Source organism: Nonomuraea sp. NPDC050691 (genome assembly GCF_040654455.1).
GTDB lineage: Bacteria > Actinomycetota > Actinomycetes > Streptosporangiales > Streptosporangiaceae > Nonomuraea.
This window is the reverse complement of record NZ_JBFAIA010000023.1, coordinates 44,341-61,306: the sequence shown is the minus strand read 5'-3', so window position 1 is coordinate 61,306 and position 16,966 is coordinate 44,341. Positions and strand designations below refer to the sequence as shown.

Sequence of the window (16,966 nt, the reverse complement as noted above, 5' to 3'; positions counted from 1 at the left end):
CGGACGCTCAGACCGGCGACGGGACGTCGGCGATCCCGACGGAGAAGACGACCCGCTCCTCCTCGCCCTCGGTCAGCCCCCACAGCTCGCCGGTGCCGTACCAGAGGGACAGGTCCTCCGGCCGGTACGCCCAGCGGGTGTGGGCGTTGATCGTCCAGGTGGAGGCGGCGCCGCTGACGTTCACGGTGGCGAAACGCCTGCCGGGGCTGGGACCGGGGTGGGAGCCGGCCGACATGTTCAGGTAGAGGCGGTCGCCGTCGGCCTGGACACCCTGCACGTCGCTGATGGCGTCGGCCGGGTCGGCGGGAACGGTGGACACCCACGCCTGGACGGGGGAGGTGACCAGCCGGTAGTCCCCGTCGGGGGCCGGCTGGAAGCGGTAGCGGACCAGCTTGGTGCCGGCCAGGGAGGCGGAGGTGCCGCTGGAGCGTTTGTACGTGCCCGCGATCAGGGTCGCGCCGCCGGAGCTGCGGCGGTCCAGGGAGATGTAGTCGAGGAGGATCGGGGTGATGTAGTGGCGTACCTCCGGAATGACGTACTTGTAGTCACCGCCGCTTCCGTCCCTCTTGCGGTAGATCTTGCGGGTGTCGAACACGCGGATGGTGTGCTTCGTGGAGTCGGGGCCCGGGTATCCGTTCCAGTTGGAGCTGGAGGTCATGAACAGGTAGGGGCCGTACCACGCCAGACCGCCGCCGTGTCCGTAGACGCGCCTCAGCTTTCCCTGCCCGTCCACCCACACCGGCAGGACGTTGCGGTAGCGGCGATCGTCCAGGTCGACGACCGACAGGATGACGGAGTTGGTGCGGTAGTCGGGCGCGGCGGGGTCGGGCGAGTTCAGCCACACCCAGCTGCTGATGAGCGCCCTGTGGTCGCCGCCGATCGGGATGCCGCCGAGCTGGGCCTCGCCGGAGGTGGCCAGCCCCTGCGGCACCCAGGGGGAGTGGGGGAGGTCCTGTTTGTCGCCCTGGGCGCCGGGGTTCCAGCAGAACCACGTACGGACCTGCAGCAGCGGCAGATAGGACGCCCGGGCCGCGCAGCCGGCGTCCTCGTTCCCCGGCAAGGCGGTACGGTCCGTTCCGGTGAGCGCCCCGGCGATCCCCACCTGCTCGTACTCGGCTGAAGACGGCACCGTGTAGGGGTCGGAACCGGCGGTCAGGTTGAGACCCGTCAGGCTCAACGCCTTGAGCGGCGCCGGATCGGCTCTCTGAGCCACCTGAGCCGCCGCGCCGGTGGGTGACATCACGGGGGAGACCAGGGCCGCCACGGCCGCCGTTCTCACGAACCAGGTCAGAGCGGTCGCCGTCCAGTGCTTGGCCACGCAGGTCCCCTCTGTGGAGAAAACGCCCGGGCAACGCCCATCACTTACGTGGATCTTGACCCAGGGCCCGCCCCACCGCAAGCCTCACTTCCGCCCTCCGCCTGGGACGCAGGTCGACCGGGCCGGCAGCCGTCGCGACCTGCCGCTGCCTGATCGCCGACTCCGACTCTCCGCCTGATACGTGACATCCTGGACAACGGCCCCGATCGGCGCCGCAACCCCTGGGAGTCGTCGCGTGACCCGACCCGGCAAGGTCCTCTACGTCATCGTCTGCGCCGCCGGGCCCGCCCCCGGCGTCGGCGTCCTGGTCTCCCTCGCCCAGGGCGCCGGCTGGACAGTCCAGGTCGTCGCCACCCCGGCCGCGCTCGACTTCATCGACGTCGCCGACCTGGAGAAGCTGACCGGCCGCCCCGTCCGCAGCCGCTACCGCAAGCCGCACGAACCCAAGCCGCCCCGCCCGGACGCCGTCGTCGTCGCTCCGGCCACGTACAACACGATCAACAAGTTCGCCCGCGGCATCGCCGACACCTACGCCCTCGGGCTGCTGGCCGAAGCCCCGGGACTGGGCATCCCCGTCGTCGTCCTGCCGTACGTCAACAGCGCCCTGGCAGCGCGCGTCCCGTTCCGGCGCAGCGTCGAGCAGCTCCGGGCAGAGGGCGTGTGCGTCCTGCTCGGCCCCGGCCGGTTCGAGCCGCCCCAGCCGGACGCCGCGGCGGACGCTCTCGACGACTACCCCTGGGCCATGGCGCTGGACGCACTCACGCGGACCGGCGCCTGACCGTCAACGGCCCGCCCGCTGCATGCCGCGATCCTGAAGTCACGACATTTCGGTCAGCGGCGAAGGATTGTGCCCCTAGCGTGGAGCCATGCTGTTCCGGAAGAGCGAGTGGGCCGCCGTCGCCGCGGCCGCCGTCACCGTCGTGTCGTGGGCCTCGGCCTTCGTGTCCATCCGCAGCGCCGGCGCGGCCTACTCCCCGGGCGCGCTGGCGCTCGGGCGGCTGCTCGCCGGAACGCTCGTGCTGGGCGTCTTCGCCCTGGTCCGGCGGGTGGGATGGCCGCCGCGGGCCGCCTGGCCGGGGATCGCCTGCTCGGGCTTGCTGTGGTTCGGCGCGTACATGGTGGTCCTGAACTGGGGCGAGCGCGAGGTGGACGCCGGGACGGCGGCCATGGTCGTCAACATCGGGCCGATCCTCATCGCGCTGCTGAGCGCGTGGCTGCTGGGCGAAGGGCTGCCCCGGCCGCTGCTGGCGGGGATGGGCGTGTCGTTCGCGGGCGCCGTGGTCGTGGGGGCCTCGGTGTCCGGCGGCGGGCACGCCTCCGTGCTCGGCGTGCTGCTGTGCCTGCTGGCCGCCATCTCGTACGCCGGGGGTGTCGTGGCGCAGAAGCCCGCGTTGAAGCACGCCGGCGCGTTGCAGGTCACCTTCTACGGGTGCCTGGTGGGAACGGTCGCCTGCCTGCCCTTCGCCGGCGTGCTCGTGAGCGAGGCGGCCCGCGCCCCGCTGTCCGCGACGCTCAACATGGTGTACCTGGGCGTGTTCCCGACCGCGCTGGCGTTCACCACCTGGGCGTTCGCCCTGGCGCGGACGACGGCCGGCAAGATGGGCGCCACCACGTACGCGGTGCCGGTGCTGGTGGTGGCCATGTCGTGGGCGCTGCTGGGGGAGGTGCCCGGGCTGGTCACCCTGCTGGGCGGGGCGCTCTGCCTGGCCGGGGTCGCCGTGTCCCGCCGCTCGGCGGCCCGCAGGGAGCCCGTCGCCTCGCCGGTCACGAGCCGGTGAGGTCGCGTTCCAGGGTGCGGGCGTACGACTCGACGGCGGCGACGATGTCCACCGCCTCCGGGTCCAGCAGCCACTGCGTCTGCAGCCCGTCGAGGGTGGCGATGATCTCGGCCGCCTTGGCCTCCGGGTCCAGCCCGTCCCTCGTGAGCCCCGCCTCCTGGGCCGAGCGGATGATGTCGGCGACGATGGCGCGCAACGCCCGGTAGCGGGCGACGAAGTGGTCGTGCCCCGGCGCGTCCGGCTCCAGGCTCTCGGCCACCAGCACCGTGAACAGCTTGGCCAGCCCCGCCCGGTGCTTGTTGCGCCGGGCGAACTCGGGCAGCGCCCGCAGCCGGTCGGCCGGCTCCATGCCGAACAGCTCCATGGCGAACGCCTCGCTGTCGAGGTCGCGCCGCTCGATCACCGCCAGCAGGAGCCCCGCCTTGTTGCCGAAGTGGTGCAGGAGGCCGGGCTCGGTGATCCCGGCCCGGGCGGCCACGTCGGCCAGCGACGTGCCCCGGTAGCCGCGCTCGGCGAACAGTTCGGCGGCGATCAGGATGATCTCCTCGCGCCGCAGGCGGGCCCGTTCGCGGCGGCTCATCACGGGTCGGTCCCCGCGGAGGGGTTGATCAGCGCCACTCATGGTGTTAAACCTAGCGCAACTCACTTACCGAGCACTAAGTAAGTTAAGGGGCGACCATGGGGCGTCTGCTGGCAGGAGCGGGGGTCGTCGTCTTAGCGGCGGCCCTGAGCACGAGTTCGGGAGCGGCCTGGGCGCGGCAGTCCCAGGCCGCCGAGCCGGTCATCCTCGTCCACGGCTGGAACGGCACGCCCGATCCCTTCGCCCCCATGAAGGCGGCCCTGGCGCAGGCCGGGCATCCGACGTACGCGATCGACCTGCCCGGCGAGGAGAACGTCGCCAACGCGAACGCCATCGCCGCCCTGGTGGAGCAGGTACGCCAGACGCACGCCGCCGACAAGGTGAGCCTGGTCGGCCACAGCATGGGCGGCCTGTCGGCCCGGTACTACCTGAAGTCCCTCGGCGGCGCGACCAAGACCCTGAGCTACGTCTCCATGGGCACCGGCCAGCGCGGCTACTGGCCCGCCTGCCTGCTCCCGGCCGCGCAGGGCGGCCAGATGTGCCCCTCGGGCACCTTCATGCAGCAGCTCAACAGCGGCGACCCGACGCCCGGCGCGGTCCGCTACACCGTGCTGGCCAGCTCGCTCGACGAGACCCGCAACGACACCATCGACGGTGTGGCGTGCCGGGCCGAGATACCGGGTGTGCCCCACGCGGAGGAGCCGGGGAACCAGGCGTTCATCGCCGCGGTCCTGACCGCGCTCGGGGGCGGCTGCCCGGCGGCCTGAACGGGCCCGGCCCGGTGGAGGCGGGGGCCCCTGGCCGGCCACGGCTGGATGGCCGGGGCCGGGCAACGCCCCCAACTCCAGCTCCCCGGGTGCGGCCGGGGAGCTGGAGCCCGTTCAATCGGCGGCCGTCCGCTCCGCCTCGTCGCGGAGGGCGGTCAGCCGCTCTGCCTCGTGGTGCAGCGCCGCGGTCAGGAGCAGCTCCAGGCGGAGCTCCTCGAGGTCCGGCGCCGCGAGGCCGTCGAGGACGCTCATGGTGGGCCTCCCTTGCAGGAGGGACGCCCCACCGGTCACATCGGTTTACCGCTTCCGGGATATCGGTCCCGGTGAAACCGGGAAGGCGTCACTCCCGGAACCTCTCCCACGCGGACTGTCGGGTCATGCCCAGCGCGGCCCCGATGCGCTCCCAGCTCACGTCGCGGGTGCGCAGGTGGCGCACCCAGTCGTGCAGGTTGTCGTCGACCTGGACCTGGACGGCGACGATCTTGGGCAGGTGGTCGAGGATCTGCTCCTCGGTCATGGTCTCCCACGCGGGCAGGCGCGGTTCGGTGGAGACGGCGAGCCGCTCCTGCTCCAGGATGTCGGCGCAGAGGGCGACGCACTCGTCGCAGATGTGGACGCCGGGGCCCGCGATGAGCTTGCCGACGTCCGCGCTCTTCTTGTGGCAGAACGCGCAGCGAAGGCTCTCTTTCCAGTCAGGCATGGCCTGACGCTAGCTCGTCAGGCCGCGCCTGACAAGGGCCAGGTGGGCGCTGTCGATCTCCTGACGCTCCTCGTTGATCCTGCGGCAGATCGTCACGTACGCGTTGACCACCTTGAAGTAGGCCTGACGCGCCTGGTCGAGCTGGCCGCTGAGCGCGAGGATCCGGTCGGGGTCACCCTGCCCCTCGGCCTCCGCGAGCAGCGCCCGCGCCTCCTCCACGATCTCCTCGGCCCTCAGCCGCGTACGGCGCAGCAGCGCCGAGCACTCGGAGAGCTCCCGCAGGCGTGCCGAGGAGACGATGAGCTCGGCGGTGCGTACGGCCGAGCCGGTTTCCCCGTGTCTGCGGAGATCAGATGCCATTCCCGCCACCTCCCCGGTCGAGATTGCCTAAGCGTAGACGCGTGACGCGGGCCGGCGGATCACCGCGGGAGGCGCCGGGGTACGGCACTCCTACCAGTGGGAAAGTTCTCTACCCCGCGGTGGAGAAACGCCTTCCTGAAAGTAATTCGGTGCTGACGAGTAGTGACCGGTTGGCGCTATTAACTGGGCTTTTCCGATATACGCGAAGAATCGTGGGGGTCATGAAGGGACGAGAAAAAAGCCGGTGGTGAACTCGGCCGATCGCCCCACGCGGCCACCGCGCTTCGTCACATACTGAAACCAGGCGGAGGCGGACTGTAGCGGCGAGGGGCGCGGCTGTGGCTATCACGACATCGGCGAAGGACGGCGAGACGGTCGACGTCAGCGTCGTCATCCCGGCCCGCGACTGCCGGCCGTACCTCGACCGCTGCCTGACCTCGGTGCTCGTCCAGCGGGTGCGCAAGGAGATCGTGGTCGTCGACGACGGCTCGACCGACGGCAGCGCCGAGCTGCTCGACCTCTACGCCGCCTACCACAAGGCCAGCGTCAAGGTCGTGCGCCTGCACGGCGCGGGCGGCGGGGCGGGGCGCCCGCGCAACGTCGGCCTCGACCACGCCACCGGGCGCTACGTCTTCTTCTGCGACGCCGACGACTATCTCGGGCCCGAGGCGCTGGAGCGCATGGTCGCCATGGCCGACCGCAACGGCTCCGACATCGTGCTCGGCAAGATGGTCGGCCACGGCCGCCGCGCACCGGCCTCGATGTTCGCCCGCGACGCCGAGCGGGCCGAGCTGGGCGCCAGCGCGGTCTACAACAGCCTGTCGTGCTTCAAGCTCTTCCGCCGCGAGATGCTCGAACGCCACCGCATCCGCTTCGCCGAGAGCCGGCTCGTGGGCGAGGACATCTACTTCACCGTCCACGCCTACTGCCATGCCGGCGTGATCTCCGTGGTCGCCGAGCACGACTGCTACCACCTGGTGGCCCGGCCCGACGGCAGCAGCATCATGCAGCAGTCCGGCAGCCGCGACCCGCTGGCCTGGCTGGCCATGATCCGCGGGCCGGTCCAGCTCATGCTGGAGCACGTCCCGCCGGGCCCGCTGCGCGACCACCTGCTGCTGCGGCACTTCCGGCTGGACGTGCTGGCCCAGCTCGGCGTGCCGTTCCTGGAGGCCGGCCAGGTGCGGCGCAAGGGCATCGCGCAGGAGGTGGCGGCGCTGTGCGACGAGTGGCTGACGCCGGGGGTCCACGCGCGGCTCGGCCGCATGGGCCGGCAGCGGATCGCCTCGCTCGACGACGTCGACCGGCTGGGCCGGCTGGCCGACATCGAGGCCGCCGCCGTCCGCCGCCGCCTGACGGCGCTGCGCTGGGAGGACGGCGTGCTCGTGGTCGCGGGCACGGCCGGGCTCGACGGCGTCCACCTGCCGTACGCGATGTCGCTGGTGCTGCGCGACCGGCACGACGCGGGGCGCGAGGTGGTCGTGCCCGCCGCGTGCGAGGGCGAGCGCTTCACCGCCCGCCTGGACGTCTCGGAGCTCGGCTCCGGGATCTGGGACGCGCGGATCGCGATCGAGCTGGAGGGCGTGATGCGGACGGGCCGGCTGGGGGCCGACCGCGACGAGGACGTCACCCGGCCCGCCGCCCGCCTGGTCGGCGAGGCGGTCGTCATCCCGTACTTCACCAAGGACAACGGCAATCTCAGCGTCGACGTCGGCGGGCACCTGGCGGCGGTGCCGGGCAGCGTGCGCGTCACCCGCACCCGGTGGGCGCTGGGCAACCGGCTGGCCATGGACGGCGAGGTCACGGTCGGCGGGTCGGCGCCCGGGGCGTCGGCGCTGCGCCGGCTGATCTGGCGTGAGCGGCGCACCGGTGACGAGCGGGCCGAGCGGGTGGTGCCGCTGCCGGGCGGCGGCTTCGCGGCCCGGCCGGCGATCGGTCGTCTGTCGCCCGGCACCTGGGACGCCTACCTGGAGGTGGTGGTGGGCGGGCCGCCCGCGCGCTTCCGGGTCGAGGCCGACGCCGAGACGGTGGCCGCGCCGCGCCGCCTGTGGGGAGGGGCGGTGTTCCGCAGCGTCCGTCCGTACGCGACCCCGGGGAAGGGGCGGTTGAGCGCGGTCGTCCGGAAGCTCACCGCTCGTACCGTGTTACGGAGGATCTTGCCCTAATTGCCACCTATGTGCAGGTGCAAGACAATGTCCTAAAGTAGGGCTGTTGTGCTGCCCTACGTGAAGGATGTGCCATGCACGTACCCGATGGCTTCTTCAACGCGGCCGTGTCCGTTTCCGCCGGCGCGGTGGCCGCGGCCGGAGTCGCGGTGTGCCTGCGCGGCGCCCGGCGTGAGCTCGACGACCGCACCGCGCCGATGGCGGGCCTCGTCGCGGCGTTCATCTTCGCCGTGCAGATGCTGAACTTCCCGGTCGCCGCCGGCACCAGCGGGCACCTGCTCGGAGGTGCGCTGGCGGCGATACTGGTCGGCCCCTACACAGGGGTCCTGTGCATGGCCGTGGTGCTGCTCGTCCAGGGCGTGTTCTTCGCCGACGGGGGGCTCACGGCGCTGGGCATCAACATCACGATCATGGGCATCGTCACCGTGCTCGTCGGCTGGGGCGTCTTCCGGCTGGTCACCCAGCTCGTGCGGGGCAAGGGCGGGGTGACGGCCGCGGCGTTCCTCGCCTCGCTGGTCTCGGTGCCCGCCGCGGCGCTGGTGTTCACGCTGCTGTTCTGGATCGGCGGCACCGCGCCGATCGAGGTGTCGGCGGTCGCCGCCGCGATGGGCGGTGTCCACGTGCTCATCGGCATCGGCGAGGGCCTGATCACCGCGTTCACCGTCGGCGCGGTCCTCGCCGTCCGGCCGGACCTCGTCCACGGGGCGCGCGGGCTCGCCTCGCCGCTGGTGCTGCGCGGTCCGGACGGCGTCACGACGGTGGAGCCGGAGGCCCGGCCGGCGGCGGCCGGCAAGGCGCTGCGGCGGTTTCTGCTCGGCGGCGTCGGCCTGACGCTGCTGCTGGCGGGCGTCGTGTCGTTCTTCGCCTCCTCCAGCCCCGACGGCCTGGAGGCGGTGGCCGAGAACAAGGGCTTCATCGACCAGGCCAAGGAGCACCTGATGAGCTGGTCGCCGCTCGGCGACTACGGTGAGGTGGGCGGTATCCCCGTGGGCGTCGCCGGGGTCATCGGCGTGGGCATCGTGCTGCTCGTCACGGGCGCGGTCGCCTACGCGGCGCGCACCCGCGGGCCGGCCCACGCCGCCGGGGACGACAAGGTCAAGGTCTAGGTTCAAAGGGCACATCATGGGCGCGGGGCACCACCACCAGCTCTACCTGCCGGGCGGCTCGGTGGTCCACCGGCTGCCGCCGCAGTGCAAGCTGCTCGCCGTCTTCGCCTTCGCCGTGGTCGTGGTGGCCACGCCGCGCGAGCGGTTCTGGGCGTTCGGCCTGTACGCGCTGATGCTGGCGGCCGTGGCCTGGGCCGCTCGCGTGCCGCCCGGCCACGTGCTGCGGCGGATGGCGATCGAGCTGCCGTTCGTGCTGTTCGCGTTCCTCATCCCGGTGATCGGGCTGGGGGAGCGGACCACGGTGCTCGGCCTCTCGCTCAGCGTGCCGGGGCTGTGGGCGGCGTGGAACATCCTGGCCAAGGCCACGCTGGGCGTGGTCGCCTCCATCCTGCTCGCGGCCACGACCGAGCCCCGGGTGATCCTGCTCGGGGCGCAGCGGCTGCGCGTGCCGTCGCTGCTGGTGCAGATCGCCATGTTCATGCTGCGCTACCTCGACGTGATCCTGGACGAGATGCGCCGGATGCGGGTGGCCCGAGAGTCGCGCGGCTTCGAGGCCCGCGACGTCCGGCAGCTCCCGGCGGTCGCCCGCTCGGCGGGGGCCCTGTTCATCCGCTCGTACGAGCGGGGTGAGAGAGTGCACCTGGCGATGCTGAGCCGCGGCTACTCCGGCCGGATGCCGATGCTCGGCGAGGTCTCGGCGTCCGCCGCGCAGTGGGGGGTCGCGCTCCTGCTGCCGCTTTCGGCTCTAGCGGTGTTGGGACTGTCGCTGTGAACTCACTGGAAGTCTCCCGTCTGGCCTACGCCTACCCGGACGGCACGCAGGCCCTGTTCGGCGTGGACCTCACGATCGGCCGGGGCGAGCGGGTCGCGCTGCTCGGCCCGAACGGCGCGGGCAAGACCACGCTCGTCATGCACCTCAACGGCATCCTCACCGCCGGGCACGGCACGGTGACCGTGGCGGGCACGCCCGTGCGCAAGGACACCCTCAAGGAGGTCCGCCGCCGGGTCGGCCTGGTCTTCCAGGACCCCGACGACCAGCTGTTCATGCCGACCGTCCGCGACGACGTGGCCTTCGGCCCGGCCAACATGGGCCTGACCGGCGAGGAGCTGGAGCGCGCGGTCGTGGGCGCCCTCGAACGGGTCGGCATGCTGGAGGCCATCGACCGGCCGCCGCACCACCTGTCGTTCGGCCAGCGGCGCAGGGTGGCCGTGGCGACCGTGCTCGCGATGGAGCCCGAGATCCTCGTGCTGGACGAGCCGTCGTCCAACCTCGACCCCGCCGCCCGCAGGGAACTGGCCGAGATCCTGCGCTCGCTCGACGTGACCGTGCTCATGGTCACGCACGACCTGCCGTACGCGCTGGAGCTGTGCGAGCGCTCGCTGATCCTCTCCGGCGGGGTGATCGCCGCGGACGGGCCCACACGCGACCTGCTCGCCGACGGCGAGCTGCTCGCGGCCCACCGGCTGGAGCTCCCCTACGGCTTCGCCGTTCCCGCCCCCGCCGAGCCCGCCTGAGCCGCGCCACGGCGCCTCCGGGAGAAGTACAGTGGCTCATCGAGGAGGGGCCCAATGAAGCTGCGGCTTGCGCGACACGCCCTCGGTGACGCCGTGGTGGTGGCCGTGGAGGGTGAGCTCGACCTTTTCACGGCGCCGTTCCTCCGCGACGAGGTACGCGACGCCATCAAGCAGGACAGCGCCCGGCTCGTCCTCGACCTCCAGCAACTGTCGTTCATGGACTCCAGCGGCCTGTCGGTGCTCATCGAGGCGTGGCGGCTGGCGACGGGCGAGGGCGGCGGGGTGTCGCTGGCCGCGCCCCAGGCTCCGGTGGCCCGGATCCTGCGCACCACCGGCCTCGACCGGCGGATCAAGGTGTACTCCGACGTCGACAGCGCTGTGGGTGAGATTTAACCCACCCCGAGTAGAACTTCATTCGGTCGGCGGGTTAGGGTCCGGGATATGGACGTGAACGGATCTGCAGCAATCATCTCCGGCGGCGCCAGCGGCCTCGGTGAGGCCACCGCTCGCGAGCTCGCGCGCCACGGCGCGACCGTCGTGATCGCCGACCTGAACGAGGAGCGCGGCAAGGCCGTCGCCGACGAGCTCGGCGGCGTCTTCGTCCGCACCGACGTGGCCGACGAGGAGCAGGTGCAGGCGGCCGTCGATGCCGCCGTCGCCACCGGCAAGCCGCTGCGCGTCGTGGTCAACAGTGCGGGCATCGGCTGGGCCGAGCGCACGGTCAACCGCGAGGGCGCCCCCCACAGCGCGGCCTCCTACCGCAAGGTCATCGAGGTCAACCTGATCGGCACGTTCAACCTCATGCGCATCGGCGCCGCCGCCATCGCGAAGACCGAGCCGGTGGACGGCGACGGCCAGCGCGGCGTGGTGATCAACACCGCGTCAGTGGCGGCCCTGGAGGGGCAGACGGGCCAGCTCGCCTACTCCGCCTCCAAGGGCGGCATCGTCGGCATGACCGTGCCCGCCGCCCGCGACCTGGCGGCCATCGGCGTCCGCGTCAACACGATCTGCCCCGGCATCATCGACACCCCCATCTACGGCTTCAACCCCAACGCCGAGGAGTTCAAGGCCAAACTGGTCGCCCCGGTCGTCTTCCCCAAGCGCATGGGCCAGGCGAGCGAGTTCGCCCACCTCGTCCGCTCCCTCGTCGAGAACGACTACATGAACGCCGAGGTCGTCCGCTTCGACGGCGGCATCCGCTTCCAGCCCAAGTGAGGTCACGTGTCTGACGACGTCCTCGTCGAGGAGTCCGGCGGCGTCGCCGTGCTCACGATCAACCGCCCGAAGGCACGCAACGCGATCAACGGCGCGGTGGCCCGGGGCATCGCCGAGGCGCTGGACGCGCTCGACGGCCGCCCCGACGTGTCCGCCTACGTCCTGACCGGAGCGGGCGGCACGTTCAGCGCCGGCATGGACCTCAAGGGCTTCCTCGCCGGCGACTTCCCGGTGGTCGAGGGGCGCGGCTTCGGCGGCCTCACCGAGGCGCCGCCGCGCAAGCCACTGGTGGCCGCGGTCGAGGGGTACGCCCTCGCGGGCGGCTTCGAGCTGGCGCTGGCCTGCGACCTGGTCGTGGCCTCCTCCGAGGCGATCTTCGGCCTGCCGGAGCCCAAGCGGGGTCTGGTCGCGGGCGCGGGCGGCATCATGCGGCTGCCGCGCCGCGTGCCGTACCACGTGGCCATGGAGATCGCCCTGACCGGCGACCACTACCCGGCCTCGCGCCTGTACGAGCTGGGCCTGGTCAACCGGATCACCGAGCCCGGCGCCGCGCTGGAGGGGGCGCTGGAGCTGGCCCGCAAGATCGCGGCCAACGCGCCGCTGGCCCTCGCGGCGACCAAGAGGGTGATCATCGAGTCCCAGGACTGGCCGCTGGAGGAGATGTTCCGCCGCCAGGGCGAGATCATCAACCCGGTGTTCGGCTCCAAGGACGCCATGGAGGGCGCGGCGGCGTTCGCCGAGAAGCGCGCCCCCCAGTGGAAGGGCGAGTAGCCCGGTTCCCCCCTCCTCCTCGCGGGGAGGGGGTTCTTTCCTCACGCGCGCATGACGGGCCCTGCGTACGGTAAAGGAGAGGGCGTGGAGCGGGAGGATGTATGAGCGGCTATTCCAGGTCGAGGTACGAGTCGGTCAGGCACGGGGCGGGCACGCTGCTCACCGGCGCGCTGAGCGCCTTCGTCGTCATGCTGGTGATCCTCGGCGTGATGTGGGGCGTCGAGGTCGTGGACTACATGGGGAACGGCGCCCTCGACCGGCAGTTCGGCATCGTCGGCTGGGAGCCTGACGGGCTTGTCGGCATCCTGTTCGCGCCGTTCCTGCACGTCGGTTTCGGCCACCTCATGGCCAACTCGCTGCCGCTGCTCGTGCTCGGCTTCCTGGCCGCCGTGCGCGGCCTCGGCCGCTTCTTCGCGGCCAGCGCGCTCATCATCGTCATCGGCGGCCTCGGCACCTGGCTCACCAGCCCGGAGATCATCACGGTCGGCGCCAGCGGGCTGGTGTTCGGCTACTTCGGGTATGTGGTGTGCCGGGGGCTGTTCGACCGCCGCGCCCTGGACATCGTCATCGGCGTCGGCGTGGCGATCGCGTACTACTCGATCCTGTGGGGGCTGCTGCCCAACCAGCAGGGCATCTCGTGGCAGGGCCACCTGTTCGGCCTGATCGGCGGCGTCGTGGCCGCCTGGGTGCTGCGCCGCAAGCGCCCCGCCGCCCTGCCGGCCTGACCTCGCGACGCGAACGGCCCCGCACGCCGCCTTGCGGCGGGTGCGGGGCCTTCCCGCGTGCTCGGGTGGCTAGAGGCGCTCGACCACGTGGTCGACGCACGCGGTCAGGGCCTCGACGTCGGCCGGGTCGATCGCCGGGAACATCGCGATGCGCAGCTGGTTGCGGCCCAGCTTGCGGTACGGCTCGGTGTCGACGATGCCGTTGGCGCGCAGCACCTTGGCCACGGCCGCCGCGTCGACCTCGTCGGAGAAGTCGATCGTGCCGACCACCTGGGAGCGGTACTCCGGCGCGGCGAACGGCGTCGCGTAGGACGACTTCTCGGCCCACGAGTACAGCCGCTGCGCCGAGTCGGCCGTGCGGGCGGTGGTCCAGGCCAGGCCGCCGTTGCCGTTCATCCAGTCGAGCTGGTCGGCCAGCAGGAACAGCGTGGCCACGGCCGGGGTGTTGTAGGTCTGGTCCTTGGCGGAGTTGTCGATGGCGACCGGCAGGCTGAAGAACTCCGGCACGTAGCGGCCGGTGGCGGCGATCTCCTCGACGCGGGCCAGCGCGCGCGGCGACATCAGCGCGATCCACAGGCCGCCGTCGGAGGCGAAGCTCTTCTGCGGCGCGAAGTAGTAGACGTCGGTCTCCTCGATCGAGACGGGCAGGCCGCCCGCGCCGGAGGTGGCGTCCACGAGCACGAGCGAGTCGTCGGAGCCGACGCGCCGGATCGGCATGGCGACGCCGGTCGAGGTCTCGTTGTGGGTGAGCGCGTAGACGTCGACGCCGTCCTCGGCGACCGGCGTCGGGTGAGTGCCGACCTCGGACTTGATCACCGAGGGCTCGCCCAGCCACGGCGCCTTGCGGGCCACGGTGGCGAACTTGGAGGAGAACTCGCCGAACGACAGGTGCTGCGAGCGGTCGCGGATGAGCCCGAAGGAGGCGATGTCCCAGAAGGCGGTGGTGCCGCCGTTGCCCAGGACGACCTGGTAGCCCTCGGGCAGCGAGAACAGGTCGGCCAGCCCGGAGCGCACGCGGCCGACCAGCTCCTTGACCGGCTTCTGGCGGTGGGAGGTGCCCATGACGCTCGCCCCGGCGGAGGCGAGGGCGGCCAGCTGCTCGGTGCGAACCTTCGAGGGCCCGCAGCCGAAGCGGCCGTCGGCGGGCTTGATGTCAGCGGGAATCACGATGTCAGCCACCTGACCAGGTTACTGAGCCGGTCGGGGTGACTCGCCCCGGGTCCGGATTGTGAGATACGCGGGCACCTGGCCTCCTCTGAGATGTGCGCGGACCTGGTCTCGTCTCACGGTGATCACATACGCTCTGCCTCGTCAGACGAATCTCGGGGGAGACATACGGTCCGGAGGCTCGATCGCGCATGCCCAGCACCCCGGTGTACCAGGTGATCGACGAGGCCGTGCGGCGGCCGTCGCCGCTGTCGCGGGAGCGCGGGCTGCCGATCCTGGTGTTCACCGGGGAACCGGCGGCGGCCGGGCAGGCGGCCGGCACCGCGGCGTGGTTCGGGCGGCGGGTGCCGTACGCGGAGATCGACGCCGGGGACTTCCCGGACGTGGCCGCCATCGCCGAGCGGCTGGCCGGCGCCCAGGGCATGCTGTCGACCTGGGTGCGCGGCACGCTGCTGCCCCCGCCCCGCTTCCCGCTGACCCTGTTCGCCCTGTGGGCGTGGAGCCGGCGCGGGGCCGAGGTCCCCGGCGCGGGCACCCCGCCCAACCCCGTGGTGAAGCGGCTGGTGTTCCGGCAGTGGATGACCGAGTGGCGCAAGGAACGCGCCCGCACCGGCCGGGTCCGCCGGGCCATGGCCGACTACGTGGGCCGCGCCATGACCACCTGGATCCCCGCCTCCGGACTGGCCGCGTACGGGCTGCAGAAGCTCGTGGACGGCCTCAGCCTGCTGGTGTGGGGGGCGGGCATCGCCGTGGCCCTCATCGGCGGTCTGGTCCACGCCCTGCTGCTGATCCGCGGGCCGATCTTCTACCGCTGGTTCCGGCGGGCGCCGTACTTACGGCGCGGGCGCGACGAGAGTGTCGTCGAGTACGCGGTGCGCATCAGCGAGGCACCCTCAGAAGAGGTCGAACGGCTGCTGGTCGCCGCCCTGCTGGAGGACCTGCGCCAGGCCTACCAGCGCCGGGTCATCCCGTGGCCCGGCTGGGGCCGCGACACCTATCCGGTGCTCCAGCTCAGGAACGCCGACCCCGGCACCGCCGGCCGCCGCTTCATGGAGCTGCTCAACGACGTCAGGACGGTCGCCGGGCAGAAGGGCCCGCTGCTGGTCGTCGCCTCCACCACCGTGGCGCCCGCGACCGAGCCCGTGGAGCCGCCCACCGGCCCCGAGCCGGACGCGGTCGAGCTCTTCCACGACTGGCGCGAGCGGGTGCGCCGGGTGCGGCCCAGCCCGTACCTGCTGATCGAGGCCGGGCCGCGGGCCCGGGCCGGCAAGGACGAGCCCCGCAGACTGCTGCCCGTCCGGCCGCTGGCGTACTGGCTGGCGGTGGCGGCGCTGCTCGTGCTGCCCCTCACCGGGGCCGTCGTCGCCACCGCCGGCTGCGGCGCCGAGCTGACCCGGGTGGCCGACCAGTGCGTGGGCCTCGGCGCGCTGGAGAAGATGGCGCCCCACCCGCTCGTCCAGCCGGTGCTGGACCGCATCGAGCGGCAGAACGCGCAGATCCCGTTCACCGCGAAGGTCTTCACCGTCGCCTACCTCGGGCCGCTGACGACGCAGCCGGGAGCGGCGTTCAAGGACGGCCAGATGGCGGCGGTCGCGGGCGAGCTCACCGGCATCGGCGCGTACCAGGACAGCTACAACCGCGGCAAGTCCGACTGGAAGATGAAGGTCGTCTTCGCCAACACCGGCCAGGACTTCGTCAGCGCCGAGCTGGCGGCCCGCGACGTCGAGGAGCGCGCCCGGCACGACCCGTCCCTGACGGCGGTCGTGGGCTTCGCCTGGAGCCGCGAGGAGGTCAGGCGGGCCGTGGACGTCCTGACCCGGGCGAACCTGCCGATGGTCAGCACGGTGAGCACGGTCGGCCAGATCGCCGGGGTCGGCCAGCAGCGCTCGGCCTACCTGTTCCGGCTGGCGGTCGTGGACGAGCTGCAGACCAAGGCCACGGTGGCCTGGCTCGGCACGCTGGGCCTGGCCGAGGACCTGGGGCCGCGGCCGAGCGTGGCCGTGGTCTGGCAGCGCCAGCCGGGCGAGCTGTACAGCGAGGACCTGAAGAACCTCTTCCTGCGCGACTACCCGGGACCCAGGTCCGAGCACTCCTTCGGCGACGACGCCTCACTGGGCGCGGCGATGGAGGCGGCGTGCGGGAGCGGGGCGCGGGTCGTCTACTACACGGGCCGGGCCGACTTCCTGAACAGTCTCAAGCGGGCCTGGGGCGCCTCCTGCGAGCGGCGGAAGGTCCGGCTGCTCGTCTCGGACGACCTCACCGGCGCCGTCGCCAACGACGTGGCCTCCAACGGGCGCGGGCACGACACGACCCTGTCGTTCGTGTCGCTGACCGACGTGCGCGACGCCTCGCTCAACCAGGGGCAGAAGACGCTGCGGCAGTGGGCGGGCAACGCGTGGGTGTTCTCGTTCGCGCACGCCTCGTTCGGCTACGACGCGGCGCAGGCCGTGGCGATCGCGGTCGACGCGTACCGGACGCAGAGCGGCGTGGAGGACGTCCGCGACGGCGTCCACTACAACCTGCGGGGCCTGCGCTTCGACGGCGCCACGGGGACGGTGGCCTTCTCCGGCGACGCCAAGGACCACGACGCGCAGGGGCGCGAGGTGTGGCTCATGAGCGTCGAGTCGGGGCAGCCCATCCGGGCGATGTGGGTGTGCCGGCCGACGGCGGCGCTGGCGGGTTGCGCCGCGCCGCCGGGGTGAGCGGCGGCCTGCTGGGCCGCGCGGGGCGGTACCGCGCAACGCCGTGCTGCGCCGCCCGGATGACGTGCACCCGGGCGGCGAGCGGACCGATGCGGTGCCG

Annotated in this window: 18 protein-coding genes; 12 read left to right on the top strand and 6 right to left on the bottom strand. The window is 72.3% G+C overall.

Annotated features, from left to right (window positions below; genetic code table 11):
* Positions 1-7 precede the first annotated feature (7 nt).
* Positions 8-1,318, bottom strand: a complete 1,311-nt coding sequence (locus tag AB0H81_RS12995) for a hypothetical protein (RefSeq protein WP_358373288.1) — start codon at positions 1,316-1,318, stop codon at positions 8-10.
* 235 nt (positions 1,319-1,553) lie between these two features.
* On the opposite strand from AB0H81_RS12995, the gene AB0H81_RS12990 reads away from it, so the two are divergent.
* Both AB0H81_RS12990 and AB0H81_RS12985 read left to right on the top strand, forming a co-directional pair.
* A complete protein-coding gene (locus tag AB0H81_RS12990; protein WP_358373286.1) occupies positions 1,554-2,096 on the top strand; it encodes a flavoprotein in 543 nt (180 codons plus the stop codon).
* 88 nt (positions 2,097-2,184) lie between these two features.
* Entirely contained in the window at positions 2,185-3,096 is a 912-nt protein-coding gene (locus AB0H81_RS12985) for a DMT family transporter (RefSeq protein ID WP_358373283.1), read from the top strand.
* Here AB0H81_RS12985 and AB0H81_RS12980 read toward each other — a convergent pair.
* Entirely contained in the window at positions 3,083-3,676 is a 594-nt protein-coding gene (locus tag AB0H81_RS12980; protein WP_358373280.1) for a TetR/AcrR family transcriptional regulator, read from the bottom strand. The two genes, AB0H81_RS12985 and AB0H81_RS12980, sit on opposite strands and share 14 nt — an antisense overlap.
* Before the next feature lie 98 nt (positions 3,677-3,774).
* Here AB0H81_RS12980 and AB0H81_RS12975 point away from each other — a divergent pair, with 98 nt between their 5' ends.
* Entirely contained in the window at positions 3,775-4,443 is a 669-nt protein-coding gene (locus AB0H81_RS12975) for an alpha/beta fold hydrolase (RefSeq protein WP_358373279.1), read from the top strand.
* A gap of 114 nt (positions 4,444-4,557) precedes the next feature.
* Here the strand turns inward: AB0H81_RS12975 and AB0H81_RS12970 are convergent, their stop codons facing one another.
* From AB0H81_RS12970 to AB0H81_RS12960, 3 genes are all read right to left on the bottom strand, one after another.
* Positions 4,558-4,695: a hypothetical protein gene (locus tag AB0H81_RS12970; protein WP_358373276.1), complete on the bottom strand. Its 138-nt coding sequence runs from the start codon at positions 4,693-4,695 to the stop codon at positions 4,558-4,560.
* Positions 4,696-4,783: 88 nt separating this feature from the next.
* A complete protein-coding gene (locus AB0H81_RS12965) occupies positions 4,784-5,143 on the bottom strand; it encodes a ClpX C4-type zinc finger protein (protein ID WP_358373275.1) in 360 nt (119 codons plus the stop codon).
* 9 nt (positions 5,144-5,152) lie between these two features.
* On the bottom strand, positions 5,153-5,503 hold the full coding sequence (locus tag AB0H81_RS12960) for a hypothetical protein (RefSeq protein WP_358373272.1): 351 nt from the start codon (positions 5,501-5,503) through the stop codon (positions 5,153-5,155).
* 338 nt (positions 5,504-5,841) lie between these two features.
* Here AB0H81_RS12960 and AB0H81_RS12955 point away from each other — a divergent pair, with 338 nt between their 5' ends.
* The 8 genes from AB0H81_RS12955 (at position 5,842) to AB0H81_RS12920 (ending at position 12,997) form a co-directional block, all read left to right on the top strand.
* Complete coding sequence (locus AB0H81_RS12955; protein ID WP_358373270.1) at positions 5,842-7,665, top strand: glycosyltransferase family 2 protein; 1,824 nt, start codon at positions 5,842-5,844, stop codon at positions 7,663-7,665.
* A gap of 74 nt (positions 7,666-7,739) precedes the next feature.
* Positions 7,740-8,771 carry an energy-coupling factor ABC transporter permease gene (locus AB0H81_RS12950; RefSeq protein WP_358373268.1) on the top strand — a complete coding sequence of 344 codons (1,032 nt, stop codon included), beginning with the start codon at positions 7,740-7,742 and terminating at the stop codon, positions 8,769-8,771.
* Between the two features lie 16 nt (positions 8,772-8,787).
* Complete coding sequence (cbiQ, locus tag AB0H81_RS12945) at positions 8,788-9,543, top strand: cobalt ECF transporter T component CbiQ (RefSeq protein ID WP_358373265.1); 756 nt, start codon at positions 8,788-8,790, stop codon at positions 9,541-9,543.
* Positions 9,540-10,286 (top strand): ABC transporter ATP-binding protein, encoded by a 747-nt coding sequence (locus tag AB0H81_RS12940; protein ID WP_358373263.1) that lies wholly within the window; start codon positions 9,540-9,542, stop codon positions 10,284-10,286. Before cbiQ ends, AB0H81_RS12940 begins: the two co-directional genes overlap by 4 nt.
* 54 nt (positions 10,287-10,340) lie before the next feature.
* Positions 10,341-10,679, top strand: a complete 339-nt coding sequence (locus AB0H81_RS12935; RefSeq protein WP_101785558.1) for an STAS domain-containing protein — start codon at positions 10,341-10,343, stop codon at positions 10,677-10,679.
* 48 nt (positions 10,680-10,727) lie between these two features.
* The gene (locus AB0H81_RS12930) at positions 10,728-11,501 is read left to right on the top strand and encodes an SDR family NAD(P)-dependent oxidoreductase (RefSeq protein WP_358373261.1); all 774 of its coding nucleotides are present in this window, start codon (positions 10,728-10,730) and stop codon (positions 11,499-11,501) included.
* A 6-nt stretch (positions 11,502-11,507) separates the two neighbouring features.
* Positions 11,508-12,272: a crotonase/enoyl-CoA hydratase family protein gene (locus AB0H81_RS12925; protein WP_358373258.1), complete on the top strand. Its 765-nt coding sequence runs from the start codon at positions 11,508-11,510 to the stop codon at positions 12,270-12,272.
* Between the two features lie 101 nt (positions 12,273-12,373).
* On the top strand, positions 12,374-12,997 hold the full coding sequence (locus AB0H81_RS12920; protein ID WP_358373256.1) for a rhomboid family intramembrane serine protease: 624 nt from the start codon (positions 12,374-12,376) through the stop codon (positions 12,995-12,997).
* Between the two features lie 69 nt (positions 12,998-13,066).
* Here the strand turns inward: AB0H81_RS12920 and serC are convergent, their stop codons facing one another.
* Positions 13,067-14,176, bottom strand: coding sequence for a phosphoserine transaminase (gene serC / locus AB0H81_RS12915; RefSeq protein ID WP_358373254.1), 1,110 nt, complete (start codon positions 14,174-14,176; stop codon positions 13,067-13,069).
* 179 nt (positions 14,177-14,355) lie between these two features.
* Here serC and AB0H81_RS12910 point away from each other — a divergent pair, with 179 nt between their 5' ends.
* On the top strand, positions 14,356-16,866 hold the full coding sequence (locus AB0H81_RS12910; protein ID WP_358373252.1) for a hypothetical protein: 2,511 nt from the start codon (positions 14,356-14,358) through the stop codon (positions 16,864-16,866).
* The last annotated feature ends 100 nt before the right edge of the window (positions 16,867-16,966 follow it).

Excerpts from the sequence above, each read along its gene's own strand:
- AB0H81_RS12985 (WP_358373283.1), top strand. The coding sequence starts at position 2,185 with ATGCTGTTCCGGAAGAGCGAGTGGGCCGCCGTCGCCGCGGCCGCCGTC.
- AB0H81_RS12980 (WP_358373280.1), bottom strand. The coding sequence starts at position 3,676 with ATGAGCCGCCGCGAACGGGCCCGCCTGCGGCGCGAGGAGATCATCCTG.
- AB0H81_RS12975 (WP_358373279.1), top strand. The coding sequence starts at position 3,775 with ATGGGGCGTCTGCTGGCAGGAGCGGGGGTCGTCGTCTTAGCGGCGGCC.
- AB0H81_RS12970 (WP_358373276.1), bottom strand. The coding sequence starts at position 4,695 with ATGAGCGTCCTCGACGGCCTCGCGGCGCCGGACCTCGAGGAGCTCCGC.
- AB0H81_RS12965 (WP_358373275.1), bottom strand. The coding sequence starts at position 5,143 with ATGCCTGACTGGAAAGAGAGCCTTCGCTGCGCGTTCTGCCACAAGAAG.
- AB0H81_RS12960 (WP_358373272.1), bottom strand. The coding sequence starts at position 5,503 with ATGGCATCTGATCTCCGCAGACACGGGGAAACCGGCTCGGCCGTACGC.
- AB0H81_RS12950 (WP_358373268.1), top strand. The coding sequence starts at position 7,740 with ATGCACGTACCCGATGGCTTCTTCAACGCGGCCGTGTCCGTTTCCGCC.
- cbiQ (WP_358373265.1), top strand. The coding sequence starts at position 8,788 with ATGGGCGCGGGGCACCACCACCAGCTCTACCTGCCGGGCGGCTCGGTG.
- AB0H81_RS12935 (WP_101785558.1), top strand. The coding sequence starts at position 10,341 with ATGAAGCTGCGGCTTGCGCGACACGCCCTCGGTGACGCCGTGGTGGTG.
- AB0H81_RS12930 (WP_358373261.1), top strand. The coding sequence starts at position 10,728 with ATGGACGTGAACGGATCTGCAGCAATCATCTCCGGCGGCGCCAGCGGC.
- AB0H81_RS12920 (WP_358373256.1), top strand. The coding sequence starts at position 12,374 with ATGAGCGGCTATTCCAGGTCGAGGTACGAGTCGGTCAGGCACGGGGCG.
- AB0H81_RS12910 (WP_358373252.1), top strand. The coding sequence starts at position 14,356 with ATGCCCAGCACCCCGGTGTACCAGGTGATCGACGAGGCCGTGCGGCGG.